The organism is Agrobacterium sp. NPDC090283, from assembly GCF_044769685.1.
Taxonomy (GTDB): domain Bacteria; phylum Pseudomonadota; class Alphaproteobacteria; order Rhizobiales; family Rhizobiaceae; genus Agrobacterium.
The window spans coordinates 419,925-446,668 of record NZ_JBIVYG010000001.1; the positions used below are offsets into that span (position 1 = coordinate 419,925).

The following is a 26,744-nucleotide window of genomic DNA, read 5'->3' on the forward strand; positions in this document are numbered from 1 at the left end:
CGTTGGACATGACCGCTGAAATCCTTTTTGCCAGTCTGCACATTGCGACGCCCGAGCTGATCCTTGCGGTCGGCGCGCTGGCGCTGCTCATGATTGGCGTCTTCTCGGGCGACAAGTCGACAACGACGGTCACCGGCCTTGCCGTTGCCCTCCTGCTCGTCGTCGGTCTCTGGATCATTTTCGCCCCCGCATCGGGGGTGGCTTTCGGCGGTGTCTACATCGCCGATGCCTTTGGTAACTTCATGAAGGTGCTGGCGCTGATCGGCTCCATCACCGCCATGATCCTCGCCGTCGGGCAGGGCCGTTTCGAACCCATCGGCCGTTTCGAATATCCGGTATTGCTGGTTCTCGCGACGCTCGGCATCCTGCTGATGATCTCGGCCAACAACCTGATCTCACTCTATATGGCGCTGGAACTGCAGTCGCTGGCGCTCTACGTCGTCTGCGCGATCAACCGCGAGAGCCTGCGCTCCACGGAAGCGGGCCTGAAATACTTCGTTCTCGGCGCGCTCTCCTCCGGCATGCTGCTCTATGGCATGTCGCTGGTTTACGGCTTCACCGGCAATACCGGCTTCACCGAAATCGCGCAGGTTCTGGCATCGGAAACCCGTTCGCTCGGTCTCGTCTTCGGTCTGGTCTTCGTTCTCGCCGGCTTGGCATTCAAGATTTCGGCCGTGCCGTTCCACATGTGGACGCCTGATGTTTATGAAGGCGCGCCGACCCCGGTTACGGCCTTCCTGTCGGCTGCACCCAAGATCGGCGCCATGGCGATCCTCGTTCGTATCGTCATCGAGGCTTTCCAGCCGGTCTTTGCCGACTGGCAGCAGATCGTCGTCTTCATCTCCATCGCTTCCATGCTGCTCGGTTCCTTCGCCGCCATCGGCCAGAAGAACATCAAGCGCCTGATGGCCTATTCCTCCATCGGTCACATGGGTTACGCGCTGGTCGGTCTCGCTGCGGGCACCGAAGCCGGTGTGGCTGGTGTCATCCTCTACATGACCGTTTATATGGTCATGACGCTCGGCACCTTCGCCTGCATTCTCTCCATGCGCCGCAAAGAAATCGGCAATGTCGAGACTGTCGAGGATCTCGCCGGTCTTTCGTCCTCCAACCCCTTCATGGCGGTTGTGCTGACGATCCTGATGTTCTCGCTTGCCGGCATTCCGCCGCTCGCCGGCTTCTTCGGCAAGTATTACGTCTTCCTCGCCGCCATCGAGGCGAAGCTCTATCCGCTCGCCATTATCGGTGTGATCGGCTCGGTTGTCGGCGCCTATTATTATATCCGCGTCGTCAAGGTCATGTGGTTCGATGAAGCCAAGGACAAATTCGAGCGTCCCGCCGGCGAACTCAAAGTCGTTTATGCGCTTTCCGGCCTCTTCGTTGTCGCCTTCATCGTCTTCGGCGGTGCACTCGGCAACGCGGTGACAGTTGCGGCAAAGACCTTCTTTTGAGCAGCACACACAGGCATACGGGCCGGATGTCCATCGATGATATCAGGCACGAGGCGATGGCGGAAACGCCATCGACCAATCTGGAATGTTTCGCCCGGGCACGGGCGGGTGATGGCGGCAATCTGTGGGTTACCGCCATTCGCCAAACCGGCGGTCGCGGCCGTCGCGGTCGGCCCTGGGTTTCCGAACCCGGCAATCTCTATGCCTCGCTTCTTCTCATTGATCCCGCGCCAGTTGAGCGTATCGGCTCCCTCCCGCTCGCCTTTGCGCTTGCGGTCTATCGCGCCATTCGCGCTGTGCTGCCGACGGGCGGTGAGGCGCTTGAGATCAAATGGCCGAACGACGTGCTGATCGGTCGCCGCAAGACCTGCGGCATCCTGATGGAGGCGGAGCTTCTGCCCGACGGACGGCGCGCCATCGTCATCGGCATCGGCATCAATATCGCCCACAAGCCGGAGAACCCGCTTTATCCCGTCACCATGCTCTCCGAACATGGCGCCTCCTGCTCGCCGGATGAACTTTTCGCCCATCTCTTCCGCGAAACTGCGGAGGTGCTGCGGGACTGGGATGAGGGCAGGGGCGTTGCCGGCATCATGACCGGCTGGCGGGCGGCGGCCTGCGGTATCGGCGAACATATCACCGTCAATTTCCCGGATCGTTCGATTGGCGGGCGTTTTGTCGGGATTGATGATAATGGTTATCTGCTGCTGGACGAGGACGAGGGCGCAAGGCGCTCCATCGCTGCCGGCGACGTGTTTTTCGGATGAGGTGAACGGTGCGGCCGACCAACCCGCGCCGAGCCGGATCCCACGGGTTGGAGCTTTCCTGCTGCTCATGAAAAGCAGGGTGACAAACCGGTTCCGCATCGGCCCGGTCGATCAGATGGTTCAACAGGTCCGATGCTGGATAGAGGCGGCGGGCGCGGCCAATGGCCGGCGCCTGAGCGCTTTCGTGAATGGATAAGAAAAACAATGGCTAAACAGGACGAACTGGTCTTTGTGCCGCTTGGCGGCGTGGGTGAAATCGGCATGAATCTGGCGCTTTACGGTTATGGGCCGGAAAGCAAGCGCCAATGGATCATGGTGGATTGCGGCGTGACCTTCGCCGGCCCGGACCTGCCGGGTGTCGATCTGGTGCTGCCTGACATCAGCTACATCGCCGAGCAGAAAAAGAACCTCAAGGGCATCATCATCACCCACGCCCATGAGGACCATTATGGTGCGCTGAACGATCTCTGGCCCGGCCTCAACGTGCCGGTCTATGCCTCGCCTTTCACCGCCGGCATGCTGGAAGCCAAGCGCGCCTATGAGGGCACCCGTGCCGAAATTCCGGTGACGATCTTCAAGGCCGGCGACCGCATCAATGTCGGTCCGTTCGAAATCGAAGCGGTTGGCGTCAACCACTCCATTCCGGAGCCGATGTCGCTGGTCATCCGCACGCCGCTCGGCAATGTCATCCACACCGGCGACTGGAAGATCGATGAAGCCCCGTCGCTGGGGCCGTTGACGGATGAGGCGCGTTTCCGCGCCATCGGCGAAGAGGGCGTGCTGGCGCTGATGTGCGACAGCACCAATTCGGTGCGTGACGGTGTTTCGCCCTCCGAACACGAGGTTTCCGAAGGCCTGCGTCAGATCATCGAGAATGCTGAGGGTCGCGTGGCCGTCACCACCTTCTCCTCCAATGTCGGGCGCATCCGTTCGATTGCGCAGGCGGCGGAAGCGGCCGGCCGCGAGGTCTTGCTGCTCGGCTCCTCGCTGAAGCGCGTCGTCAATGTCTCGCAGGATCTCGGCATCATGGAAGGCATCAAGCCGTTCCTTGCCGAAGACGAATATGGCTATATTCCGCGCGACCGTGTGGTGCTGATCCTGACCGGTTCGCAGGGCGAACCGCGCGCAGCGCTCGCCAAGCTTTCCCGCGACGAGATGCGCAATGTGGCGCTCGCTTCCGGCGATACGGTCGTGTTTTCCTCACGCGCCATTCCCGGCAACGAAAAGGCGATCATCGAGATCAAGAACGGCCTGATCGAGCAGGGCGTCCATATCGTCACCGATAATGAGGCGCTGGTGCATGTCTCCGGCCATCCGCGCCGCAACGAACTGCTGCGGATGTACGAGTGGACGAAGCCGCAGATTGTCGTGCCTGTTCATGGCGAGGCGGCGCATCTGGTGGCGCAGAAGGAACTGGCCGAACAGGCCGGCATCTCGCAGGTGCCGAAGGTGCGCAACGGCAATGTTCTGCGTCTGGCTCCCGGCCCGGCGGAAGTCATCGACGACATACCGCATGGTCGTGTTTTCAAGGACGGTAATCTTGTCGGCGATATGGACGAGATGGGCATCAGCAATCGCCGCAAGCTCTCCTTCGCCGGCCATGTCGCCGTCAACGTCGTGCTGGACAGCCGTTACGATTTCCTCGGCGATCCCGATGTCGTGCCCTTCGGCCTGCCGGAGTTCGATGACGAGGACGAGGCTATGGAGGACACGCTTTATGACGCCGTGCTCGGCGCCGTCGAAAGCATCCCGCGTGCCCGCCGCAAGGATCTGGAACTGCTGCGCGAAGCGGTGCGCCGCGCCGTGCGCGCCGCTGCCAACCAGAGCTGGGGCAAGAAGCCGATCGTGACGGTTTTCGTGACGAAGGTTTGATCCGGGAGGCAGGGAGCTTTCGGGCGATAATATCATCCGCACTCCGTCACCCCGGGCTTGATCCGGGGTCCAGAGCGATCAAGTCCTTGATCGCGTAAAGACTCGTCTCACGGCGCAGACGCGCCTTAGCTGGATGCCGGATCAAGTCCACTACTGTGCGGTTTAAGTTTTCATACCGGCGGCAATGCCCCTGAAGCCGGTTGTGAAGGATGCGCATCCCCTCGACGTCATCCTCGGCCCTGTGCCGAGGATCTAATCACGTTGAATAAAATCAATCGGTTGCAGATCCTCGGGACAAGCCCGAGGATGACGTTAGAGTGTTCGGCACCCTTTGCTATTCACCTGACGCCGCCATTCCCCAATTCATGTCCAAATCGCGGAAAAACAACTAAAAACAAGTAGAATCAAAGTCGTAAACCTTGTCCAGAAATTTAAACCGGACAGCAGTGGATCAAGTCCGGCATGACGGAGGAGAGGTCGTCCGCCTTCGTCAGCGATCTGACGGCGCCTGCTCAAAGCGCGGTTCTGGTTGTCCTTCCAAGGCTTTTTGCGCTTCTTTCCGAGAATTGATTCCGGTTCGCCGATGAATGCGTTACAAGAGCGCATTGTGCAGGAGGATCACATGCCGCTTCTTTCGGCCTTCGCCGTTTATTTCATCGTCTGGTGGACGGTGCTTTTCATCGTACTGCCGATTGGGCTGCGCACCCAGGATGAGGATGGCGATGTGGCGCTGGGCACGGTGGCCAGTGCGCCATCCAGATTCAGGGGCGGGCGGATCGTTCTGTGGACGACCCTGATCTCGGCGCTGATCTGTGGGCTCTGGTATGGCGGAACCTGGTGGTTCGGTGTCAGCCTTGATGACTTGCCAAGAATTATTCCGGTTTTTGACTGAAAAAAGCGCTGATGATCTCGGCCCCGCCCGTATCCGCGCAATAAGCCTGACGGGAAGACCGAAGTCTCTGCCCATGCAAGCGGCAGTTTCCGGCAAAACTGGCTGAGCCCTGTGTCATATGGATGTCATATCTATCGTGCACACAGCGGGGGTGTGTCCGCGTGCGTGATTCACTGCCGCAATTCTACTGGAATGACGGTCGGAAGCAGGGCACTGTGTGTAGAAGCAAAAAAAAACAAGGCCTTTCAGCCTTGTTTTCCAGGTTTCGCGTGATCTGTAACCGTTGCCGGGGCAGCGACGAGCGCGCCTAAGATCTGATCCTCCCAAGACTGACCGCGAAAATGACAAGAATTTAAACTTCCTGCCTCTTTTGTAAGCTAAAGCTAGCCCAAACCCCCATGCTTGTCATCTCATTTTTTGCATATTTGTTACAGTCGGCAAAAAATTCCCTGTGGTGCATTATGTCGCACCTGATCAAGAATATTATTCCGGCCAAAGCGTTTTGACGCGAATTAGCTATCGCGAAAATACCTTGAAATGGCCTTTATCCCTCTTTTCATGGCGGGTTTTCTTCTTGGCGGGAAACGGCTATATCCGGCGCCAATATCCCTTTATTCGGGGCGATTCCCGCGCCTGTGGCGCGGTCGTCCGCATCAATGGAAGCCGTCATGCGTCTTAGCCGTTATTTCCTGCCCATCCTGAAGGAAAACCCCAAGGAAGCCGAGATTGTCTCTCACCGCCTCATGCTGCGCGCCGGCATGATCCGGCAGCAATCGGCTGGCATCTATTCCTGGCTGCCGCTCGGCAAGCGCGTGCTGGACAAGGTCAACAAGATCATCCGCGAGGAGCAGAACCGTGCCGGCGCCATCGAGCTTCTGATGCCGACGCTGCAGACGGCCGAACTCTGGCAGGAAAGCGGTCGTTACGATGACTACGGCAAGGAGATGCTGCGCATCAAGGACCGCCAGGACCGCCAGATGCTGTACGGCCCCACCAATGAGGAGATGATCACCGACATCTTCCGTTCCTATGTGAAGTCCTACAAGAACCTGCCGCTGAACCTCTATCATATCCAGCTGAAGTTCCGCGACGAGGTGCGTCCGCGTTTCGGCACCATGCGCTCGCGCGAGTTCCTGATGAAGGACGCCTATTCCTTCGACCTCACCAAGGAAGATGCGATCCATTCCTATAACAAGATGTTCGTGGCGTATCTGCGCACCTTCGAGCGCCTTGGCCTGCGCGCCATTCCGATGCGCGCCGATACCGGCCCGATCGGCGGCAATCACAGCCATGAATTTATCATTCTGGCAGATACCGGCGAATCCGAAGTCTTCTGCCACAAGAGCTTCCTGGATCGCGCCATCCCGGCCGAAAGCACCGATTTCGACGATGTCACGGCTCTGCAGGGCGTATTCGATGAATGGACGGCGGACTATGCCGCCACGTCCGAAATGCATGACGAAGCCGCCTACGACGCCATTCCCGATGGCGAGCGTCTTTCCGCGCGCGGCATCGAGGTTGGCCATATCTTCTATTTCGGCACCAAATATTCCGAGCCGATGGGCGCGAAAGTGCAGGGCAAGGATGGCAAGGAACACCCTGTCCACATGGGTTCCTATGGCATCGGACCGACACGCCTTGTTCCCGCCATCATTGAAGCATCGCATGACGAGAATGGAATCATCTGGCCGGCCTCGGTCGCTCCGTTCGATGTCGTGATCATCAACATGAAGGCTGGCGATGCGGCCTGCGATGCGGCTTGTGAAAAGCTGTATTATTCGCTCTCCAACGCCGGCAAGGATGTTCTCTACGACGATACCGACGACCGTGCGGGCCAGAAATTCGCCACAGCCGATCTGATCGGTGTGCCGGTGCAGATCATCGTCGGCCCGCGTTCCGTCGCGAACGGCGAAGTCGAAGTGAAGGATCGCAAGACCGGCGAACGTGAAACCGTCACAATCGAGGCGGCAATGAACAAGGTGCTCGGCTAAGCGAGCGAAAAGCGGAGCGGCTTCACCCGAAGTCCGCTCCGGTTTCGTCGCGCAGCCGCAGAAAGAAAGGCCGGTTTAGGAAAAGACCGGCCTTGCAGTTTTGAGATCAGGGAGACGACATGGCACAAGCCGAGGCTGAAAAGGGTGCGGCTGTTTCCGCCGGGGCAAAGACCGCCCGGCCGTTTTCCGCTTTTGAACGTATGGTGGCCTGGCGTTATCTGCGCTCGCGGCGCAAGGAAGCCTTCATCTCCGTCATCGCCGGTTTTTCTTTTGTCGGCATCATGCTGGGCGTGGCGACGCTCATCATCGTCATGGCCGTCATGAACGGTTTCCGCACCGAACTGATTTCCCGCATTCTCGGCATCAACGGCCATATGATCGTTCAGCCGATCGACCAGCCCTTCAACAATTACGATGAGCTGGCGAAGAAATTCGCCGCCGTTCCCGGCGTCACCATGGCGTTGCCGCTGGTGGAGGGCCAGACGCTTGCCTCCGGCCGCGGCGGCGCGGGCTCCGGCGCGCTGGTGCGCGGCGTGCGCCAGGAGGACATCGACAAGGTCAAGGAAGTCGCGACCAACATCAAGACCGGCGACCTCGTCGGCTTCATGGCGGGTGATGGCGTTCTCGTCGGCTCCAGGCTCGCCGCCCAGCTGGGCGTGACAGCCGGCGACGATATCACGCTGATTTCCCCGGAAGGCGACGTGACGCCGATGGGCGTCAATCCGCGCGTCAAATCCTACAAGATTTCTGGCGTCTTCGAGATCGGCATGTCGGAATATGACGCGTCCATGATCTACATGCCGCTGTCCGAAGCCCAGCTTTATTTCAATGCCGATGGCATCGTGCAGTCGATCGAGCTTTACGTCAGCCGGCCAGATGATGTCGACGGCATCCGGCCGCTGGTGGAACAGGCCGCCGAACGGCAGGTCTATATCACCGACTGGAGACAGCGGAACCAGACTTTCTTCTCGGCCTTGCAGGTGGAAAGAAACGTGATGTTCATGATCCTCACCCTCATCGTGCTGGTGGCGGCGCTGAACATCATCTCCGGCCTCATCATGCTGGTGAAGGACAAGGGCAGCGATATCGCCATTCTGCGCACGATGGGCGCAAGCTCCGGCTCCGTGATGCGCATCTTCTTCATGACCGGTGCGGCCATCGGCATGGTCGGCACCTTTGCCGGCGTGGCGCTTGGCGTCATCGTCTGCCTCAATGTGGAATCGATCCGCCAGTTCTTCTCGTGGATATCAGGCACCGTTCTGTTTGATCCGCAGCTTTATTTCCTGAGCCAGCTTCCGGCCGAAATGGATATCAGCGAGACCATTTCCGTTGTCATCATGGCGCTCACGCTCTCTTTCCTGGCAACGATCTTCCCGGCCTGGCGGGCTTCCAAGCTCGATCCGGTGCAGGCCCTGCGTTACGAATAAGGACCGCTTCGCAATATGGCAAAAAAAACAGTGCTGCGGCTTACCGGTGTCGAGAGAACCTATGGTCAGGGCGAGACATCGCTTTCCATTCTGCGCAAGGCCGATTTTGAATTGAAGAGCGGTGAGATGGTGGCGCTGGTCGCCCCTTCGGGCACCGGCAAGTCCACTCTGCTGCATCTGGCAGGGCTCCTCGAACATCCCGATGCCGGCGAGGTCTTCATCAACGGCGCGCCCTGCAACGGCCTGCCGGATGAAGCGCGCACCGCGATCCGCCGCAGCGATATCGGTTTCGTTTATCAGTTCCATCACCTCCTGCCGGAATTCTCCGCGGTGGAGAATGTGATGATGCCGCAGCTCATCGCCGGCCTCACGCAGGCGGAGGCCCGCAAGCGTGCCAGCGCGCTGCTCGACTATATGCGGGTGGGCCATCGCGGCGAGCATCGCCCGGCCGAACTCTCCGGCGGCGAACAGCAGCGTGTCGCCATTGCCCGCGCCGTCGCCAATGCGCCGCTCCTGCTGCTGGCCGACGAGCCGACCGGCAATCTCGATCCGGAAACCGCGCATTATGTTTTCGATGCGCTGGAGGCACTGGTGCGCCAATCCGGCCTCGCGGCGCTGATTGCCACTCACAATCATGAACTCGCCGCCCGTATGGACCGACGCGTGACGCTCTCCGACGGCAAGATCGTCGATTTTTGAGATCGATTGCACGAGGCCGATTCCCGTGCATCGTTTGCTTCCGCAGCGCTTGAGATGGTCATTTCCGCGATGGGGGTGATGGTTCCGGAACGGGTTGCGTCGATGCAGCGAGTCGGTCCGGTCAGTCTTCTCCAAGGGACGCCTGTTCTCCAGATTTGAATTTTTTCCGGACCCGGAGGTGTTTTGCCCTCCGGGTTTTTTCGCTTTGGAGTCAGCGGCTTGCTGTCCTCTATCCGGGAACCGAAGGCGATTCTGCCGCATTAGCAAGGGGAATATCAGCAAAACCCTGTTGACAATCGAACAAAATGAGAACAAAGTTGGAACATAACGAGTAAGGAGAGACCAATGACTGATTTCATCCGTGACGTTGCCGCTTTCGCCTCCATCGCTGTCTTTGTTGCCAGCTTTTCGGTGATCCTCACCGCCCTGTGAAGAAGACACCGGCGCAGAAGCCTGTATGGACGCCGCAAAACGGTGGACATTGAGCGCCGGAAATCGGAAAATCGCCCCCTCGATTCAGAATGACAGGAAGACGATATGGGCGATACGGTTGTGCGTGGAGAGACCTCTGGCGAAACGCTGAAGACCCCCGGTTTCGTCCATCTTCGGGTTCATTCCGCATACTCCCTGCTTGAGGGGGCGTTGCCCCTCAAGAAAATCATGTCCAAGGCCGTTGGCGACGGCCAGCCGGCCATTGCCATTACCGATACCAACAATCTTTTCGTCGCGCTGGAATTTTCCGAAAAGGCGCGGGACGAAGGTCTGCAGCCGATCATCGGCTGCCAGCTGTCCATCGACATGCAGGATGCGGCGGAGGATCGCCGCAACCACAATAGCCACCTCCAGAAACTCCCCGCCATCGTTCTCCTTGCCGCCAATGCGGAAGGCTATGAGCGGCTGGTGGATCTCGTCAGCCGCGCCTATCTGGAAGGTGAGGGCAGCAGCCATTCCGTGCACATTACCCGCGCATGGCTGGAAGAAGCCTCCAATGCCGGCCTCATTGCGCTGACCGGTGCTTCCGGCGGCCCCGTCGATATGGCGCTGAAGGAAGGCCACGCCGCGCAGGCGAAGGAGCGGCTGCTGACGCTGAAGTCACTGTTTGGTGACAGGCTCTATATCGAATTGCAGCGTCAGTCCGGTTACGACCGTTCCCATGAGCGGCGCCTGATTGGTCTTGCTTATGAACACGACATCCCCCTCGTTGCCACCAACGAGGCGTTTTTCCCGTCCAAGGCCGATTATGAGGCACATGATGCGCTGATGGCGGTGGCGCATAACGCCATCGTGTCCGATGACAGCCGGTTCCGCCTGACACCCGATCATTACCTCAAGAGCCGCGCGGAGATGACGGCGCTGTTTGCGGATATTCCCGAGGCGCTGGAAAATACCGTCGAGATTGCACTCAGATGCTCCTATGTGCTGAAGAAACGCGGGCCGATCCTGCCGCGGTTCACCGGTGCCAGCGACGATCCGGAAGCGGCTGAACGCGCCGAAACCGAGGAATTGCGCCGGCAGGCGGTGGAGGGACTGGATCAGCGGCTTGCCGCGCTCGGCATGGCGCCCGGTTATACGGAACAGGATTATCGCGAAAGGCTGGATTTCGAGCTCGGCGTCATCTCGCGCATGAAGTTTCCCGGTTACTTCCTGATCGTTGCCGACTTCATCAAATGGGCCAAGCAGCACGATATTCCGGTTGGCCCGGGCCGTGGTTCGGGTGCGGGCTCGCTCGTCGCTTATGCGCTGACGATTACCGATGTCGATCCGCTGCGCTTCTCGCTGCTGTTCGAACGCTTCCTCAATCCCGAACGCGTTTCGATGCCCGACTTCGATATCGACTTCTGCCAGGATCGCCGCGAAGAGGTGATCCGTTACGTGCAGGCCAAATATGGCCGCGAGCAGGTGGCGCAGATCATCACCTTCGGTTCGCTGCAGGCGCGCGCGGCCCTGCGCGACGTCGGCCGTGTGCTGGAAATGCCCTATGGCCAGGTCGACAAGATCTGCAAACTGGTGCCCAACAACCCGGCCAACCCGACGCCGCTCTCCAAGGCGATCGAGGAAGAGCCGCGCCTGCAGGAAGAGGCGGACAAGGAGCCGGTCGTCGCCCGCCTCCTGGATATTGCCCAGAAGATCGAAGGGCTTTACCGCCACGCCTCCACCCACGCCGCCGGTATCGTCATCGGCGACCGACCGCTCTCCAAGCTGGTGCCGATGTATCGCGATCCGCGATCCGATATGCCGGTCACCCAGTTCAACATGAAATGGGTGGAAAGCGCCGGCCTCGTCAAATTCGACTTTCTCGGCCTGAAGACGCTGACGGTGCTGAAAGTGGCCGTCGATTTTGTTGCCAAGCGTGGCATCAAGGTCGATCTCGCCGCCATTCCGCTTGAGGACGCCAAGACCTACGAGATGCTGTCGCGCGGCGAAACCATCGGCGTGTTCCAGGTGGAAAGTGCGGGCATGCGCAAGGCGCTGATCGGCATGCGCCCAGACTGCATCGAGGACATCATCGCGCTGGTGGCGCTTTATCGTCCCGGCCCGATGGAGAACATCCCGGTCTATAATGCCCGCAAACATGGCGAGGAGGAGCTGGAATCGATCCATCCGACCATCGACCATCTGCTCAAGGAAACGCAGGGCGTTATCGTCTATCAGGAACAGGTGATGCAGATCGCCCAGGTTCTGTCAGGATATTCGCTCGGCGAAGCCGATCTTCTGCGCCGCGCCATGGGCAAGAAGATCAAGGAGGAGATGGACAAGCAGCGCGAGCGTTTCGTCGATGGCGCCATCAAGAACGGTGTCTCGAAACCGCAGGCCGACACCATCTTCGACCTCCTGGCGAAATTCGCCAATTACGGCTTCAACAAGAGCCATGCCGCCGCTTACGCCATCGTGTCCTACCAGACCGCCTATATGAAGGCGCATTATCCGGTGGAGTTCCTTGCGGCCTCCATGACGCTCGATATGGCCAACACGGAAAAGCTCAACGATTTCCGTCAGGATGCCGGCCGCCTTGGTATCGAGGTCGTCGCACCCTCGGTGCAGACCTCCTTCCGCCAGTTCGAGACGGGTGAAAACCGCATCTATTATTCGCTGGCCGCCATCAAGGGCGTGGGCGAGGGGGCGGTGGAACACATCGTTCAGGTGCGTGACGGCAAGCCGTTCACGAGCCTTGAGGATTTCTGCCTGCGCATCGATCCCAAGCAGATCAACCGGCGTGTGCTGGAAAGCCTCATCAATGCCGGTGCATTCGACTGCTTCGGCCGCGACCGCGCCGAGCTGATCGGCGGGCTGGACCGCATCATCGGTTATGCCCAGATGGCGCAGAACAACCGCACCATTGGTCAGTCGGACATGTTCGGCTCCGGCGGCGGCAATGGCCCGGAAAAGCTGGTCCTGCCCGCCTTCCAGCCCTGGCTGGCGTCAGAAAAGCTGCTGCGCGAATATCAGGTGCTCGGTTTTTACCTCACCGCCCATCCGCTCGATACCTATCGCCCCATATTGGAAAAGTTGCGGGTGCAGAATTTCGCCGATTTTTCCGCCGCGGTGAAGCAGGGTGCGACCGCCGGCCGTCTGGCCGGCACAGTGACGGGCAAGCAGGAGCGCAAGACCCGCACCGGCAACAAGATGGGCATCGTCACGTTTTCGGATGCATCAGGGCAATATGAGGCCGTGCTGTTTTCCGAAGGGCTCGGCCAGTTCCGTGATCTGCTGGAAGTTGGCAAGTCGCTTGTCATCACCGTACAGGCGGAAGAGCGGCCGGAAGGCATAGGTCTGCGTATCCAGACCGCGCAGTCGCTGGAAGAAAAATCCGTGCAGATGCAGAAGGCGCTTCGTGTTTATGTACGCGATTCCGGCCCGCTGAAAACCGTTGCCCGCCATCTCAACACAAAAGGCGACGGATCGGTTTATTTCATCGTCATCAAGGATGAGGGCAGCCGCGAGATCGAGGTGGAGCTGACGGAGAAATATCGCATTTCACCTGAAATCGCCGCCGCGCTGCGGTCCGCTCCCGGGGTCGTTGATGTGGAACTGGTGTAAGGCGAAATCCCTCACACCGGCCCCTCTTTCGTGACGGTGATAAAGTCGGTCCCGGTTCCTGTCTCCATCTGGTGGCTGAGATCGGAAACGGTGATCGAGCTTCCGCTTGAAAGCTCTTGCTCGATCCGGCTGCGTATCTCCGCAGGAATTTCGAGGCGGCTGAGCACGGCGCTCAGCTGGTCGAAACCGCCGGGCGCTTCGGTAACGGTGATGCCAAGCCGTTTGCGGGCGGCGGCCGGCAGATGATTTTCGAGCGTCACGCCGTTCCATTCCGCGGTTCCGGCTGCGCGGTCCACGGAAACAGCCTCGAGGAAATGGGTTCCGAGCGCCACTTCCGGATCCTTGATGTCGATGGCCGCTTCGAACAACGGCTTGAAGTCCTGCCGCACCATGATCTGGCCGTTCGGCGGATGATCCTCACCGGCAGACGCGTAAAGCGCCGTCACAAAGGCGTCGGTCAGAAGCGGTCCGGTGGTTTTCAGCCCTTTCCAGCGCTTGAACCCGTTGATGGCGCTCACCGTCATCTCGCCGGCATAACCATCGGCAGAACCGGCGTCGAAACCGAGGCGGGTCAGCACGGCCTGGATATCCATCACCTTTTCCCGCTCGCCGCGGCGCGTGATGAGAATGCGCAGCGGCGATGGCTCTCTGGTCTTCGTCGACGGCTTGAGGGCCTGCGTCTTTTCATTGACGGCGACCTCGACCGTACCCAATGAGGCATCGTAGGTTGCCGGGCGCAGCTCCACATCCGACAGAAGCAGCTTGCCGTCATCGGCATCGTCGCGTGGCACAAACAGCGTCGGGTGCTGCACGAAACGCAACGAGACCGGGCGATCGGTGATGATGACATGGACCCCGGTCCGCGTATCACCAAAGAGTGACTTAGCGAACTTGGAGGGCAGGCGCACGCAGCCATGGGAGGCCGGATAATTCGGAACCTTGCCCTCGTGCAGCGCGATGCCGGACCATGTCAGCCGTTGCATGAAGGGCATTGGTGCGGCCGAATAGATATTCGACTCGTGGTATTTCCGCTTTTCCAGAATGGAGAAGATGCCGCTCGGCGTCTCGTGCCCGGCCTTGCCGGTGGAGACTTTCGAGGTGGCGATGATCTCGCCATTCTCATAAAGCGAGAGCGACTGGTCGCTTTTGGACACCAGGATCTGCAGCGACCGGCTGTCGGCGGCAAGTGCCGGAAAGGCAAGAATGCTGGCCGACAGCATGCCGGTCAGAAGACGGAGGCGAAGGGACATGACGCAATACACCACATGCACAAAACTTCCCTCATTCAACCATGCGAAGTTTAATGAAGTTTAAGGAAGCCGCGGTCGCTACATCACTAATTTGTGTAAAATCTAAAATACGTCCGGGACGACGTGATGGTGGGCAGGGGTTTTGCGCTTTGCCGCCGTCGGGTCCCTATTTGCGGGTCCCAAAGGTGTAGCCGGTCTCGACGCTGCCCTTGCCGAATTTGTCGCGCAGCTTGTCCATCGCCGCTTCCGCGGCTGCTCGGCGCCCTGCCTGTTTGTCGACGAGATCTGGAGGATCGGCGAGGCCGGCATCGCGCAGATCGCTGACGCCGATGCCGATGAGGCGGAATTTCGTGCCGTCGGTTTCTTTTTCCAGCAGTGCAAGGCCGGTGCGGAATATGCGGTCGGCAAGCTGGGTGGGGTCGTCCAGCCTGCGGTTGCGGGTGCGGGTCTTGAAGTCGGCCGTTTTCATCTTCAGCACCACGGTCTGGCCGGAAATGCCGTTCTTCTTCAGCCGCCAGGCCACTTTTTCGGAAAGCGACCGCAGGATGGGAACGAGATCCTCGTGGCGGGAAATATCGTTGAAGAAGGTGGTTTCGGACGAGACGCTTTTGACCGGATCGTTATTGTGCACATGCCGTTCGTCAATGCCGCGCGAGAGCCGGAACAGCCGCTGCCCCATCACGCCGTAACGGCGCATCAACTCGCTCTCTTCCATCTCCTGCAATTGCGCGATCATGCGGATGCCATCCGCCTCCAGCGTCGCTGCAAAGGCCTTTCCCACGCCCCATATGGTCGTGACCGGCCGCGCTGCCAGAAAGGACAGCGCCTCCGCTTCACCGACAACCGAAAAGCCGCGCGGCTTTTGCAGGTCCGAGGCGACCTTGGCGAGAAACTTGCAATAGGAAAGCCCCGCAGAAACACTCACCCCGACCTCCTTTTCCACGCGCCGGGCGAATTTCGCCAGCACCCGCGCCGGCGGATCGTGATGCAGCTTCTCAGTGCCTGAAAGATCGAGAAAAGCTTCGTCGATGGAAAGCGGCTGCACCAGCGGCGTCAATTCCTGCATCATGGTGCGGATTTCACGGCCGACACGGCTGTATTTTTCCATATCGGGCTTGATCACCACCGCGTCGGGGCAGGCTTCCAGCGCCTTGAACATGGGCATGGCGGAGCGCACGCCGTGGATGCGGGCGATATAACAGGCGGTGGAGACAACCCCGCGCTTGCCGCCGCCAACGATGACAGGCTTGTCTGCCAGTTCCGGATTGTCGCGCTTTTCGACGGAGGCATAAAAGGCGTCGCAATCGATATGGGCGATGCTCAGATCGTAGAGTTCGGAATGATAGAGAAGACGCGGGCTGCCACAGGCGCGGCAACGCCTCAACCCTTCTGGCTGGCCAGCCAGACAGTCGCGGCAAAAACCGGGATCATAGCGGTGCGACGTGGACATGGGCCGAAAACAAAACCAGAACGTAGCCGACCATACTCCGGCTGCGATGGCCGCTCAAGGGGCGTCCCGTCAATACACACCTGAATCCAGCCCCGGCCCGGAAAAATGGTGCCATGCGGCGGCCACCGTTTCGGGGGATGTATCGGTGGCGGCGCAGAACGCCATCAGGTCCGGCTCGTGGCTCATCAGAAAATCCGTCAGCCCCGCCAGAAAGCCGGGATCGTTGACGGCCTGACGCAGCATGTTGGCCTGTAACCCGCTCAGGGCCAGAAAACGCGCCAGCATGTCCGGTTCGTTTGCCAGCCAGCCAAGTATGGCGGCCGCCGTTTCTTGCGGATCCTGGCCTGCATTGCCTTTGTTTTTTGTATCGCGCAGCATTTCTTCCCCGAAGTTACCTATTTTGAAACCAAATCCCTCTAGCCTTGCGCAACGAATGGACGATGGAATCGGTTCTCTGGCAACTTATATGTCTGGATGAAGGTTTCAAAGCGAAACGGGGACTGCCCACCATGCCCAAGCAGGTCATGATAGTCGAAGACAACGAGCTGAACATGAAGCTCTTTCGCGACCTGATCGAGGCGTCTGGTTATACCACTATTCAGACGCGCAACGGCATGGAAGCGCTCGATCTCGCCCGCAAGCACCGCCCGGATCTCATCCTCATGGATATTCAGCTGCCTGAGGTTTCGGGGCTGGAGGTGACGAAGTGGCTGAAGGAGGATGACGAACTGCATGTCATCCCGGTCATCGCGGTTACGGCATTTGCCATGAAGGGTGACGAGGAGCGCATTCGCCAGGGTGGTTGCGAGGCCTATGTCTCAAAGCCGATTTCCGTCCCGAAATTCATTGAAGTCATCAAGACTTATCTGGGCGATGCGTAGGGCGACTGGGGAACGGTTATGACGGCGAGAGTTCTGGTTGTTGACGATATTCCGGCCAATGTGAAGCTTCTCGAGGCCCGTCTTCTGGCGGAATATTTCGACGTCGTCACCGCCGAGGACGGTTTCAAGGCGCTGGCGATCTGCGATGAGGAACAGGTCGATATCATCCTGCTCGATATCATGATGCCGGGCATGGATGGGTTCGAGGTCTGCGAAAGGCTGAAGGCGAACCCCAATACCGCCCATATTCCGGTCGTCATGGTCACCGCGCTCGATCAGCCGTCGGACCGTGTGCGCGGCCTCAAGGTCGGCGCTGACGATTTTCTGACCAAGCCTGTCAATGACCTGCAACTCATCGCCCGTGTCAAAAGCCTGGTCCGCCTCAAGGCCGTCAGTGACGAGCTGCGGCTGCGCGCTGAAACCGCCCGGCAGATCGGCATCGAGGAAATGCTGCGCAGCGACGGCCTGATGCAGACGCCCGGCCGCGTGTTGGTCGCCGATGGTCGCGCCAGCTCGCAGGAGCGTATCCTCCGGGCGTTGAAGCCGGTCGCCGAGGTCGATGCGGTCACCGAGCCGCAGGCCGCCTTGCTCAAGGCGGCGAGCAATCCTTTCGAACTCGTCATCGTCAATTCCAATTTCGAGGATTACGATCCGCTGAGGCTGTGTTCGCAGCTCCGCTCGCTGGAGCGCACCCGTTTCCTGCCGCTGCTTCTGGTGGCGGAGCAGGGGGCGGATGAGATGGTGGCGCGGGCGCTCGATCTTGGCGTGAATGACTATATTCTCCGCCCGATCGATCCGAATGAGCTTGTTGCCCGTTCGCTGACGCAGATCAGGCGCAAGCGCTATAACGAGCATCTGAGGCTTAATCTCCAGCACACGATGGAGCTTGCTATTGTCGACGGGCTGACGGGCCTCAACAATCGCCGTTACCTCGATAATCACCTGAAGATACTCTTCGACCGGGCCGCCATTCGCGGCCGCCCGATCTCCATCTGCATGACCGATATAGACCGCTTCAAACTGGTCAACGATACCTATGGCCACGATGTCGGCGACGAGGTGCTGCGGGAATTCGCGGCCCGCATCCGCAGCACGGTGCGCGGCGCCGATCTCGCCTGCCGTTATGGCGGGGAGGAGTTCGTTGTCGTCATGCCCGATACGCCGATGGAGCTTGCGGCAAGCGTCGCCGAGCGCCTGCGGGCGATTATTGAGGACAAGCCTTTTTATGTCCGTTCCATCGACCGTGAATTGAGCATAACCGCGTCTCTCGGCATAGCCACCAGCAGCGGTGCCTTCGGGGCGCCGGACGAGATACTGAAACAGGCTGACAAGGCGCTTTATGAGGCGAAACATGGCGGACGCAACCGTGTCGTGGCTGCCGCTGCCTGAGCCTTGGGGCTGATTAACTGAAAATAGTGCGGAATTTCTCCGTCATATCCCGGCGAAATAGTTGATCGGAAAACTAGAGCGGACGTCGCGAGACCGCAAACCATTGACCTTGGATGTATTTTATCGTTTTGCAATGAAAGGATGCAACTTAACGATATAAATAGAGTTCAAGTTGAAAAACCCGTTGAATTCAATCTCTCCGGCAACTATAGTGTGCCAGCTTTGTATACTTAACCATGTTTCCCAGGTGATGTATCTCTGGCTTAAGAATTTGTTGATTTTTATTTTACTTCTGCGCACACTCACAATTGAGAATAACAGTTCTTCCGGCGGTTCATCCGTCTAGTGATGATGAATGATCGCGGCTTTTAGCCGTCGCGATTTCGCTCGTCAGGGGCTGGTATTGCGTAGTTTGAATGCCCCATGATGCTCAGGTCCGCCGCATCTCCTGAATCGTGGGGTCGGTCGGCTGACGATGTCCGAATCGGTTCCTCGTGCCGTAATCGCATCGTTGGCCGACCGCCTTCTTCCCCAAAGCAGTCTGCTGATGGCGCGTGTTGTAAGGCACAGGTTTCTCCTGCCGCCTTCCAGCTAAGGCTGTGCGACGCCGATATAGGGGCGAGGGGCATAGGGGCAGTGGCGGCTTGCAGCGGCCTTCGCGGATGTCTGCGAATATCTCGGCGCTCATGTCTTGAGAGGGTGGCAGGTTAAAGCCTGTCAGCGCCTGACGCGCGCCTTGGCAATGGCGATAACAATGTCACGGCTTTGAAGAGAGGCGGCGCGTTTATTTCCGGCATAGGGAGGCCGCTGGGTGCGAAAAAGACTTGTGTCAGCTCTTTTTCCCGCACAAACAAAAAACGCGCCCGTTGGGCGCGCTTTTGCCGGAGACCCGATCAAGAGATCACTTGATCTTGGTTTCCTTGAATTCAACGTGCTTGCGTACAACCGGGTCATACTTCGTCTTCGTCATCTTGTCCGTGAACGTACGGCTGTTCTTGGTGGTGACGTAGAAGGTACCGGTGTCGGCTGTCGACAGCAGCTTGATCTTGATTGTTGTAGCTTTCGCCATGGTCGTCCTGCCTTTAAACAAAAGAGAAGCCGCAGGCGCTTCTCACCTCGGCTAAATCTGGCGCGAAACTACGTATCGCGCCTGAAAAGTCAAGCCTGTTTTGCCCGGAAAACAAAACGGACGACATAAAGCACCACGTAAAGCCCGAAAAATACCGCCAGCGACCAGGCGAAACCGTCGGTTCCGGCAAGGTCCATGGAAATGCCCACGGCCTGCGGCCCTGCAATCGTGCCGACCGCATAACAGAAGATGAAGGCGGCATTGGCGGAGACCAGATCGGCGCCCTTCAGGCGCGATCCGAGATGGGTGAGGCCGACGGTATACATGCCGGAGACCAGGCCGCCCCAGAACAGCAGCAGGGCCGCCACCAGAAGCCAGCTTTCCACCAGGAAAGGCAGGGCCAGCGTGCCGCAGACACCGGCAAAGGCCATCAGCCCCAGCATTGTCCGCCGGTCTTTCATCCGGTCCGAGAGCAAGCCGATCGGTATCTGGAAGACCATGTTGCCGATGCCCATCACGGTCAGCAGAAGCGCCGCCTGCGATTCGTTGAAGCCTTCGCGCGTCGCATAGATCGGAAAGAGCGAAAGGCCGCCTGCCTGCACCGAACCGAAGACAAAGGCCGCCGCGGACGCCATCGGCACCAGCCAGACATAACGCACGAAATGATGGTTAGGCCGCTCGTCCAGTTCCGGGCTTTCGCCGCGCGCCATGAAGATCGGTATTGCGGCGAGCAGGATGATCGCCGCACCGACCAGAAACGGCAGGATGCCTTCGCTGCCGACCACGGAAAACAACAGCGGGCCGACCGCAAAGCCGACCGCAAGGCCAGTGGCATAGATGCCGAGGACCATGCCGCGTTTCCTCGGCGGGGCGGTCATGTTGATCCAGTATTCGGAGAGAATGAAAAGCGTGGTGGTGGCGCCGTGGAAAACGATTCGCAGCGGAAACCACATCCAGAAGACCTCGGCGAAATAAAAGCCGAGCGCGCTCAGCGCCGAAATGACGACGGCGAACAGCATGGTTCGCGCCACGCCGAAATCATGGGCGATCTTGGTGGTCACGGGGGCTGCCATCATCGCCGCGACACCGGCCATGGCCGAATTCACCCCGATCATGGTGGAGGAGATGCCGCGTTTCTCAAGGATGATCGACAGGAGCGGCAGGCCGAGACCGATGGCGACACCGACCGCACTGATGGCGGAAATGGCGGCAATCAGTGAGGGCCAGTGAATGGCGTCCGCTTCTTCGCATTTCATTTGTGACATGACGGCCTTTATACAAAGTCTCGAATGAACCGGCCGTGGCGCGTGACATAGAGCCGCGCGGGGCTTTCAAAGGGCAATGAGGGATCACCTATCATGAGTTTTGTGACATCTTCGAGAACTGTGCGTGTGATTTTGGGCATGTTCAGACCGGAAAGGTCTGTCATGTCAAGCCATTGCACATTGGAGAGCTCGTCGGAGTCACGGGTTAGCCGGGTATCGAGCCGGAATTCGTCGGCATAACAGCAGAAGAATCGCGTGTCATAGCGCCGCACATTGCCGGGCGGGGTGATGGCGCGCGCCACATATCGGAAGCGGGAAAGATCCGGACCCTCGGCGCCCTGCCGGAGATCCACGCCGGTTTCCTCGAAAAGCTCGCGCGCGGCGGCCAGCGCCAGAGCTCTCGCGCCGGCGGCACTCAGGCGTCGTGCCGCGGAAGCGGTCAGGCTGTTGAGGACGGCGGGGTGCAGATCGCTGGAAAAGGGCAGCGCATGGTCGCGCGGATCGCGTTTGCCGCCCGGAAACACGTAAGTGCCCGGCATGAAGACATGGGCGCTGCTGCGCTGGCCCATCAGCACCCTCGGTTGCGGGCCGGAACGATCGAACAGGATGATGGAGGCGGCGTCGCGCGGCCGCAGGGGGGCGCTCACCGTCGTGGCATCCCGGGGAGGCTGAGGCACATGCACGGTTCCGCCCACCGTCAGTGAGACGAGCCGTCTATTTGCATCTTTTGCTGTTTTCGGTCGAACCCGTGCATTCGCAGGGCCCATTGCAGGCCGATCACGCCGCCCTTGATCGGTTGCAGCGTCAAGAGTGCGGCCAGAACGGTGATAGGCACCCAGATGGCGAAATGCACCCACATGGGTACGGAAAACACCATATCGGTCATCATGAAGCCGCCAACCGCGATGTGGCCGATGATGACGATGGAGATATAGGGCGGCAGGTCGTCCGAACGGTGATGATGCATTTCTTCGCCACAGGCCGCACAGGCGTCCACCGGCTTCAGGAAGGCGCGGAACAGGCGACCGCTGCCGCAGGCCGGACAACGGTTGGCCATGCCCCGCATGATCGAGCGGCCGAGCGGCCTCTCCGCGCTATCGTCTCCGAAGGTGACCGTTTCCGAGCCCTGATGTGCACTCATCCTTAAGTCCTTCTCCCGTTCGTTCAACCGCCTGAAACGGTCTTGTTATCGTCGCCTTCTGGGCGGCCGCGTTCCGGGCTTGGCGGCAGGACGCGATGTCCGCCGGCCCGCCTTGTGGAACGAGCGCGTGCCGACTGGCATCTTGCGCCCCGGGCTCATCATCTCGAAACGCAGCGCACCCGCCAAAGGCACCGCTTCTGCAAGCCGGACCTGAACCGTGTCGCCAAGCTGATAACCGAGACCGGTCTTTTCCCCCGTCAGAGCCTGATGGGCTTCATCATACAGGAAATAATCGGTTCCGAGTGTAGATATAGGAACAAAGCCATCAGCGCCAAACTGCGGCAGCGCGACAAATAGTCCCGCCTTGGTGACACCGCCGACGCGACCCTCGAATTCCTCACCCACCCGCTCGGACAGATGATGCGCGATCAACCGGTTGACGGTGTCGCGCTCGGCGGCCATGGCGCGGCGCTCGAAGGTCGAGATTTCGGCGGCGATATCGTCTAGCGTCGCCTCTTCCTGTGGCGTGATGCCGCCTTCGCCAAGCCCCAGCGACCCGACCAGCGCCCGATGCACGATCAGATCGGCATAACGGCGGATTGGCGAGGTGAAATGCGCATATTTCATCAGGTTGAGGCCGAAATGGCCGATATTCTCGGGGCTGTAGATCGCCTGGCTCTGGCTGCGCAGCACCATTTCATTGACCATGATCTGGTGCGGCGTATCAATGGCACGCGCCAGAATGCCGTTGAAGGAATTGGCGCGCATGGCCGCACCCTTGGCCATGGAAATGCCGATGGTGCCGAGGAATTCGCGCAGTACCTCCTGCTTGGAAAGCGTCGGCGCATCGTGGACACGATAGACCAGTGGCTGTTTTTTCTTTTCAAGCGTCTCGGCGGCGGCGACATTCGCCTGGATCATCATTTCTTCGATGAGTTTATGCGCATCGAGGCGTTCGGGGATGACGACCTTGTCCACCGTGCCGTCGGGCCGAAGCTGGATCTTGCGCTCGGGCATGTCGAGTTCCAGCGGCTGGCGACGGTCGCGGCCGCGCTTCATCACCTCATAGGCGTGCCACAGCGGCTTCAGGATCGGTTCCAGCAATGGACCGGTCTTGTCGTCCGGCCGTCCGTCAATCGCAGCCTGCGCCTGCTGGTAGGAGAGCTTGGCGGCACTCTTCATCATGATGCGGTGGAATGTGTGGCCGGCCTTGCGGCCTTCCTTCGAAAATGTCATGCGCACGGCAAGGGCAGGGCGGTCGACACCTTCCTTCAGCGAGCAGAGATCGTTGGAGATGCGCTCCGGCAGCATCGGCACGACACGATCAGGGAAATAAACGGAGTTGCCGCGCTTCAGCGCCTCGCGGTCAAGCGGCGCACCCGGCCGCACATACCAGGAGACATCGGCAATGGCGACGGTGACGATGACGCCATCAGGATTGTCGGGTGAGGTGTCCGGCTCGGCATAAACCGCATCGTCATGGTCCTTGGCGTCGGCCGGATCGATGGTGATGAGCGGCAGGTCGCGCCAGTCCTCGCGATGCGACATGCTGGCCGCCTTGGCCGCATCCGCTTCCGCCAGAACATTCGGCGGGAAGATATGCGGAATGCCGTGGGAATGGATCGCGATCATCGAGATCGCCTTCTCCGAAGCCACGGAGCCGATGACCGACAGAACCTTGGCGCGAGTCAGCCCGTAACGACCGCTGTTGCGCGAGGTTTCCACCTCGATCAGGTCGCCGTCCTTGGCGTCACCGACGCCATCGGGGTCGATGACCATCTCTTCGCCGCGCCGGTCGATCGGCATCAGGCGTCCGCCGCCGCCCTCCGTCTGCTTGAACACGCCGAGCAGCGCGTTCTGGCGACGGTCGATCAGCTTGACAACACGGGCCGTATAGGCCGGGCCGGAGCTTTCCTTGGAGGGGAAGATCTTCGCGAGAATACGGTCGCCGAGACCGGCGGCCGGAGCCTTCTTGCCGCGATCCTGCGACGACTGGCGGATCAGCACGGCCGGTGCCGCGCCCATATCTTCCGGCCATTCCGCCGGACGGCCGATCAATTCGCCGTCCTTGTCACGCGTGGTGATGTCGAGAACCGTGACGGGCGGCAGACCGCCCGGCCGCGTCAGCGACTTGCGGCTTTTGTGCACCATGCCATCGACTTCGAGTTCCTTCAGTAGCGCCTTGAGGACAACACGGTTTTCACCCTTCAGCCCGAAAGCCTTGGCGATTTCGCGTTTGGAAGCCTGCTGCGGATGGTCCGCGATGAATTTCAGCAGCACTTCGCGGGAAGGCACCTCGCCATGGATGATGCCTTCACCTTCGCTCACCCGCTTGCCGCGCCCGGTACGTCCGAAACCGTCGCTGGCGGAACCCTGTCTCTGACGCGGCGCCTTGCTCACTCTGCTGCTTTCTTGGGTTTGGCCGCTGCCTTCGGCTTGGCGGCCGCCTTGCTCTTGGTCGCCGCCTTGGCCTTGGTGGCTTTCGGCTTCGCCGCTGCCTCACCATCGGCCTTCTTGGCGGTGGTCTTCTTGGCCTTGGCAGGCTTGCCGCCCGTGCCGGTCTTGGCGATGCGTTCGGCGATCAGCACCAGCGCTTCATCGACCGTCACCGAAACCGGATCCTGCCCCTTCGGAATGGTGGCATTGACCTTGCCCCAGTTCACGTAAGCGCCATAACGCCCGTCGCGAACGGTGATCGCGCCGCCATCGGGATGGTCGCCCAGCTCCTTCAGCGCGGCCGGCGTGCCGCTGCGGCCGCGTCCCGGTCCCTTGCTCTGCTTTTCGGCAATGACGGTGACGGCGCGGTTGAGACCGATCGAGAACACGTCCTCGATGCTTTCGAGATTGGCATAGGAACCGTCATGCAGCAGGAACGGCCCGTAGCGGCCGAGGCCGGCGGAGATCATCTTGCCGGTTTCCGGGTGCTTGCCGATATCGCGCGGCAGGTTGATGAGCGCTAAGGCCTTTTCGTGGTCGATATCCTCGGGCTTCCAGCCCTTGGGCAGCGAGGAGCGCTTCGCGTCCTTGCCGTCGCCACGCTGGATATAGGGCCCGAAACGGCCGGAGCGCAGCGTCAGCTCCTCGCCGGTCATGGGATCGGCACCCAGCGCCTTCGGCTCGTTCGATACGGCAGCTTCGGCTTCCGAGCCCTCGGAAGTCAGCTGACGGGTGTAGTTGCATTCCGGATAGTTGGAGCAACCGACGAAAGCGCCATATTTGCCGAGCTTCAGCGAAAGATTGCCGGTGCCGCAAACCTGACAGATGCGCGGATCGGACCCGTCCTCGCGCTTCGGGAAGACCAGCGGCGCCAGAACTTCGTTCAGCGCGTCGAGAACGTTGGTAACACGCAGTTCCTTGGTATCTTCAATCTGAGCGAAGAAATCCTTCCAGAAATCGCGCAGCACCTGCTTCCAGTCCAGCTCCCCGGCGGAAATGCGGTCGAGCTTTTCTTCAAGCGCTGCGGTAAAATCATATTCGACGTACTTGGTGAAGAAGCTTTCGAGGAAAGCCGTCACCAGCCGTCCGCGCGAATGCGGGATCAGCTTACGTTTGTCGACGACGATATATTCGCGGTCGCTCAGCGTCTTCAAGGTCGCCGCATAGGTGGAAGGACGGCCGATGCCGAGTTCTTCCATCTTCTTGATCAGCGAGGCTTCCGAATAACGTGGCGGCGGCTCGGTGAAGTGCTGGCTGGCATTGATCTTCTGCTTGGCGAGGTTCTCGCGCTCATTGATCGGCGGCAGACGGCCTTCGTCGTCACCATCGTCGCTCTGCTCGCCATCTTCCTTCTGGTCGGTATAGGCGGCAATGAAGCCGTCAAAACGGATGACAGAACCGACGGCGCGCAGGCCGGCCTTTTCGCTACCATTGCTGGCGAGAATTTCCACGGTCGTGCGCTCGATTTCGGCCGACGCCATCTGGCTGGCGATACCGCGCTTCCAGATCAGGTCGTAAAGGCGCAGCTGATCGGCATCGAGGTAACGCTTCACCTGATCGGGCGTGCGGTTGAAATCGGTCGGGCGGATCGCTTCGTGCGCTTCCTGGGCGTTCTTGGCCTTGGTGGAATAAAAACGCGCTTTTTCCGGCACGTAACGGTCGCCGAACTGCTCGCCAATGGCCTTTCGGGCGGCATCGATCGCCTCGGGGGCCATCTGCACGCCGTCGGTACGCATATAGGTGATCAGGCCAACGGTTTCACCGCCGATATCGATGCCTTCATAAAGCTTCTGCGCCACCTGCATGGTGCGCGAAGCGCCAAAGCCCATGCGAGAGGAGGCCGCCTGCTGCAGTGTCGAGGTGGTGAAGGGCGGGCCGGGATTGCGCTTGACGGGCTTTGCCTCGACGCTGTCGACCACATAGGTCGCGCCTTCGAGCAGCGCCTTCAGCCGGTTGGCATCTTCGCCGGTCTTGATCGCGCGGTTCTGCAACCTTTTGCCATCGGCCGAAACCAGCTTGGCCTCGAACTCGTCACCGCGCGGTGTCTTCAGAAGCGCGCTGATGTTCCAGTATTCCTCGGAGACGAAACGCTCGATCTCGGATTCACGGTCGCAGACGAGACGCAGCGCCACAGACTGAACACGACCGGCGGAACGGGCGCCCGGCAGCTTGCGCCACAGAACCGGGGAGAGGTTGAAACCAACGAGGTAATCCAGCGCACGGCGGGCGAGATAGGCGTCAACCAGCGGCACATCGATGTCGCGCGGGTTCGCCATGGCATCCAGCACCGCCTTTTTGGTGATGGCGTTGAAGACCACGCGCTTGACCGGCTTGTCGCCGAGAACGCGCTTCTTTTTCAAAAGATCGAGAACGTGCCAGGAAATGGCCTCGCCTTCGCGATCAGGGTCGGTTGCGAGAAAAAGGCCGTCGGAGGATTTCACCGCATCGGCAATATCCTTCATGCGTTTGGCGGACGCGCTGTCGACCTCCCAGGACATTTCGAAATCCTGGTCGGGCAGCACCGATCCGTCCTTGGCAGGAAGGTCTCTGACGTGGCCAAAGGATGCAAGAACCTTGTAGCCCGAACCAAGATACTTGTTGATCGTCTTGGCTTTGGCAGGAGATTCTACGACAACGACATTCATATTGTTCTTCTCTGGAACTGGTCCGTTAACGTGGCCGGGTCGCGGCGCGGTGCCGCAATTGGCCTTCTTTATAATTCGACA

The 26,744-nt window shown here is 59.9% G+C and carries 19 protein-coding genes; 10 read left to right on the forward strand and 9 right to left on the reverse strand.

Annotated elements, in window-relative coordinates; genetic code table 11:
* Positions 1–8 precede the first annotated feature (8 nt).
* The 8 genes from nuoN to dnaE all read left to right on the forward strand — a co-directional run bounded on the left by nuoN (position 9) and on the right by dnaE (position 13,137).
* Complete coding sequence (gene nuoN, locus ACIQUH_RS02120) at positions 9–1,451, forward strand: NADH-quinone oxidoreductase subunit NuoN (RefSeq protein ID WP_003521512.1); 1,443 nt, start codon at positions 9–11, stop codon at positions 1,449–1,451.
* Positions 1,452–1,477: 26 nt separating this feature from the next.
* Complete coding sequence (locus ACIQUH_RS02125; RefSeq protein ID WP_400812211.1) at positions 1,478–2,218, forward strand: biotin--[acetyl-CoA-carboxylase] ligase; 741 nt, start codon at positions 1,478–1,480, stop codon at positions 2,216–2,218.
* A gap of 204 nt (positions 2,219–2,422) precedes the next feature.
* Positions 2,423–4,090, forward strand: a complete 1,668-nt coding sequence (locus ACIQUH_RS02130) for a ribonuclease J (protein WP_400812212.1) — start codon at positions 2,423–2,425, stop codon at positions 4,088–4,090.
* A 622-nt stretch (positions 4,091–4,712) separates the two neighbouring features.
* Positions 4,713–4,982, forward strand: a complete 270-nt coding sequence (locus ACIQUH_RS02135) for a DUF1467 family protein (protein WP_400812213.1) — start codon at positions 4,713–4,715, stop codon at positions 4,980–4,982.
* 668 nt (positions 4,983–5,650) lie between these two features.
* On the forward strand, positions 5,651–6,973 hold the full coding sequence (proS, locus tag ACIQUH_RS02140) for a proline--tRNA ligase (RefSeq protein WP_400812214.1): 1,323 nt from the start codon (positions 5,651–5,653) through the stop codon (positions 6,971–6,973).
* 119 nt (positions 6,974–7,092) lie between these two features.
* The gene (locus tag ACIQUH_RS02145; RefSeq protein WP_400812215.1) at positions 7,093–8,400 is read left to right on the forward strand and encodes a lipoprotein-releasing ABC transporter permease subunit; all 1,308 of its coding nucleotides are present in this window, start codon (positions 7,093–7,095) and stop codon (positions 8,398–8,400) included.
* A 15-nt stretch (positions 8,401–8,415) separates the two neighbouring features.
* Positions 8,416–9,099, forward strand: coding sequence for an ABC transporter ATP-binding protein (locus ACIQUH_RS02150; RefSeq protein WP_400812217.1), 684 nt, complete (start codon positions 8,416–8,418; stop codon positions 9,097–9,099).
* A gap of 537 nt (positions 9,100–9,636) precedes the next feature.
* Positions 9,637–13,137 (forward strand): DNA polymerase III subunit alpha, encoded by a 3,501-nt coding sequence (gene dnaE, locus ACIQUH_RS02155; protein ID WP_400812218.1) that lies wholly within the window; start codon positions 9,637–9,639, stop codon positions 13,135–13,137.
* An 11-nt stretch (positions 13,138–13,148) separates the two neighbouring features.
* Here dnaE and ACIQUH_RS02160 read toward each other — a convergent pair whose 3' ends face one another.
* The 3 genes from ACIQUH_RS02160 to ACIQUH_RS02170 all read right to left on the reverse strand — a co-directional run bounded on the left by ACIQUH_RS02160 (position 13,149) and on the right by ACIQUH_RS02170 (position 16,215).
* A complete protein-coding gene (locus tag ACIQUH_RS02160; protein WP_400812220.1) occupies positions 13,149–14,387 on the reverse strand; it encodes a L,D-transpeptidase family protein in 1,239 nt (412 codons plus the stop codon).
* 166 nt (positions 14,388–14,553) lie between these two features.
* Positions 14,554–15,837 (reverse strand): DNA polymerase IV, encoded by a 1,284-nt coding sequence (locus ACIQUH_RS02165; protein WP_400812222.1) that lies wholly within the window; start codon positions 15,835–15,837, stop codon positions 14,554–14,556.
* Between the two features lie 69 nt (positions 15,838–15,906).
* Entirely contained in the window at positions 15,907–16,215 is a 309-nt protein-coding gene (locus tag ACIQUH_RS02170) for a DUF3572 domain-containing protein (RefSeq protein ID WP_020012343.1), read from the reverse strand.
* A 131-nt stretch (positions 16,216–16,346) separates the two neighbouring features.
* On the opposite strand from ACIQUH_RS02170, the gene ACIQUH_RS02175 reads away from it, so the two are divergent.
* Positions 16,347–16,718 carry a response regulator gene (locus tag ACIQUH_RS02175; protein ID WP_003521498.1) on the forward strand — a complete coding sequence of 124 codons (372 nt, stop codon included), beginning with the start codon at positions 16,347–16,349 and terminating at the stop codon, positions 16,716–16,718.
* A gap of 18 nt (positions 16,719–16,736) precedes the next feature.
* Positions 16,737–18,107, forward strand: a complete 1,371-nt coding sequence (locus tag ACIQUH_RS02180; RefSeq protein ID WP_400812224.1) for a PleD family two-component system response regulator — start codon at positions 16,737–16,739, stop codon at positions 18,105–18,107.
* A gap of 901 nt (positions 18,108–19,008) precedes the next feature.
* Here the strand turns inward: ACIQUH_RS02180 and rpmG are convergent.
* The 6 genes from rpmG to topA all read right to left on the reverse strand — a co-directional run bounded on the left by rpmG (position 19,009) and on the right by topA (position 26,663).
* A complete protein-coding gene (gene rpmG, locus ACIQUH_RS02185; protein ID WP_003496403.1) occupies positions 19,009–19,176 on the reverse strand; it encodes a 50S ribosomal protein L33 in 168 nt (55 codons plus the stop codon).
* An 89-nt stretch (positions 19,177–19,265) separates the two neighbouring features.
* A complete protein-coding gene (locus ACIQUH_RS02190) occupies positions 19,266–20,432 on the reverse strand; it encodes an MFS transporter (protein ID WP_400812497.1) in 1,167 nt (388 codons plus the stop codon).
* Positions 20,433–20,449: 17 nt separating this feature from the next.
* Positions 20,450–21,076: an NUDIX hydrolase gene (locus ACIQUH_RS02195; protein WP_400812498.1), complete on the reverse strand. Its 627-nt coding sequence runs from the start codon at positions 21,074–21,076 to the stop codon at positions 20,450–20,452.
* A 62-nt stretch (positions 21,077–21,138) separates the two neighbouring features.
* A complete protein-coding gene (locus tag ACIQUH_RS02200) occupies positions 21,139–21,582 on the reverse strand; it encodes a DUF983 domain-containing protein (RefSeq protein WP_400812227.1) in 444 nt (147 codons plus the stop codon).
* A gap of 45 nt (positions 21,583–21,627) precedes the next feature.
* Positions 21,628–23,982: a ribonuclease R gene (gene rnr / locus ACIQUH_RS02205; RefSeq protein WP_400812229.1), complete on the reverse strand. Its 2,355-nt coding sequence runs from the start codon at positions 23,980–23,982 to the stop codon at positions 21,628–21,630.
* A complete protein-coding gene (gene topA, locus ACIQUH_RS02210) occupies positions 23,979–26,663 on the reverse strand; it encodes a type I DNA topoisomerase (RefSeq protein WP_400812230.1) in 2,685 nt (894 codons plus the stop codon). The genes rnr and topA overlap by 4 nt, the downstream gene beginning before the upstream one ends.
* Positions 26,664–26,744: the final 81 nt, after the last annotated feature.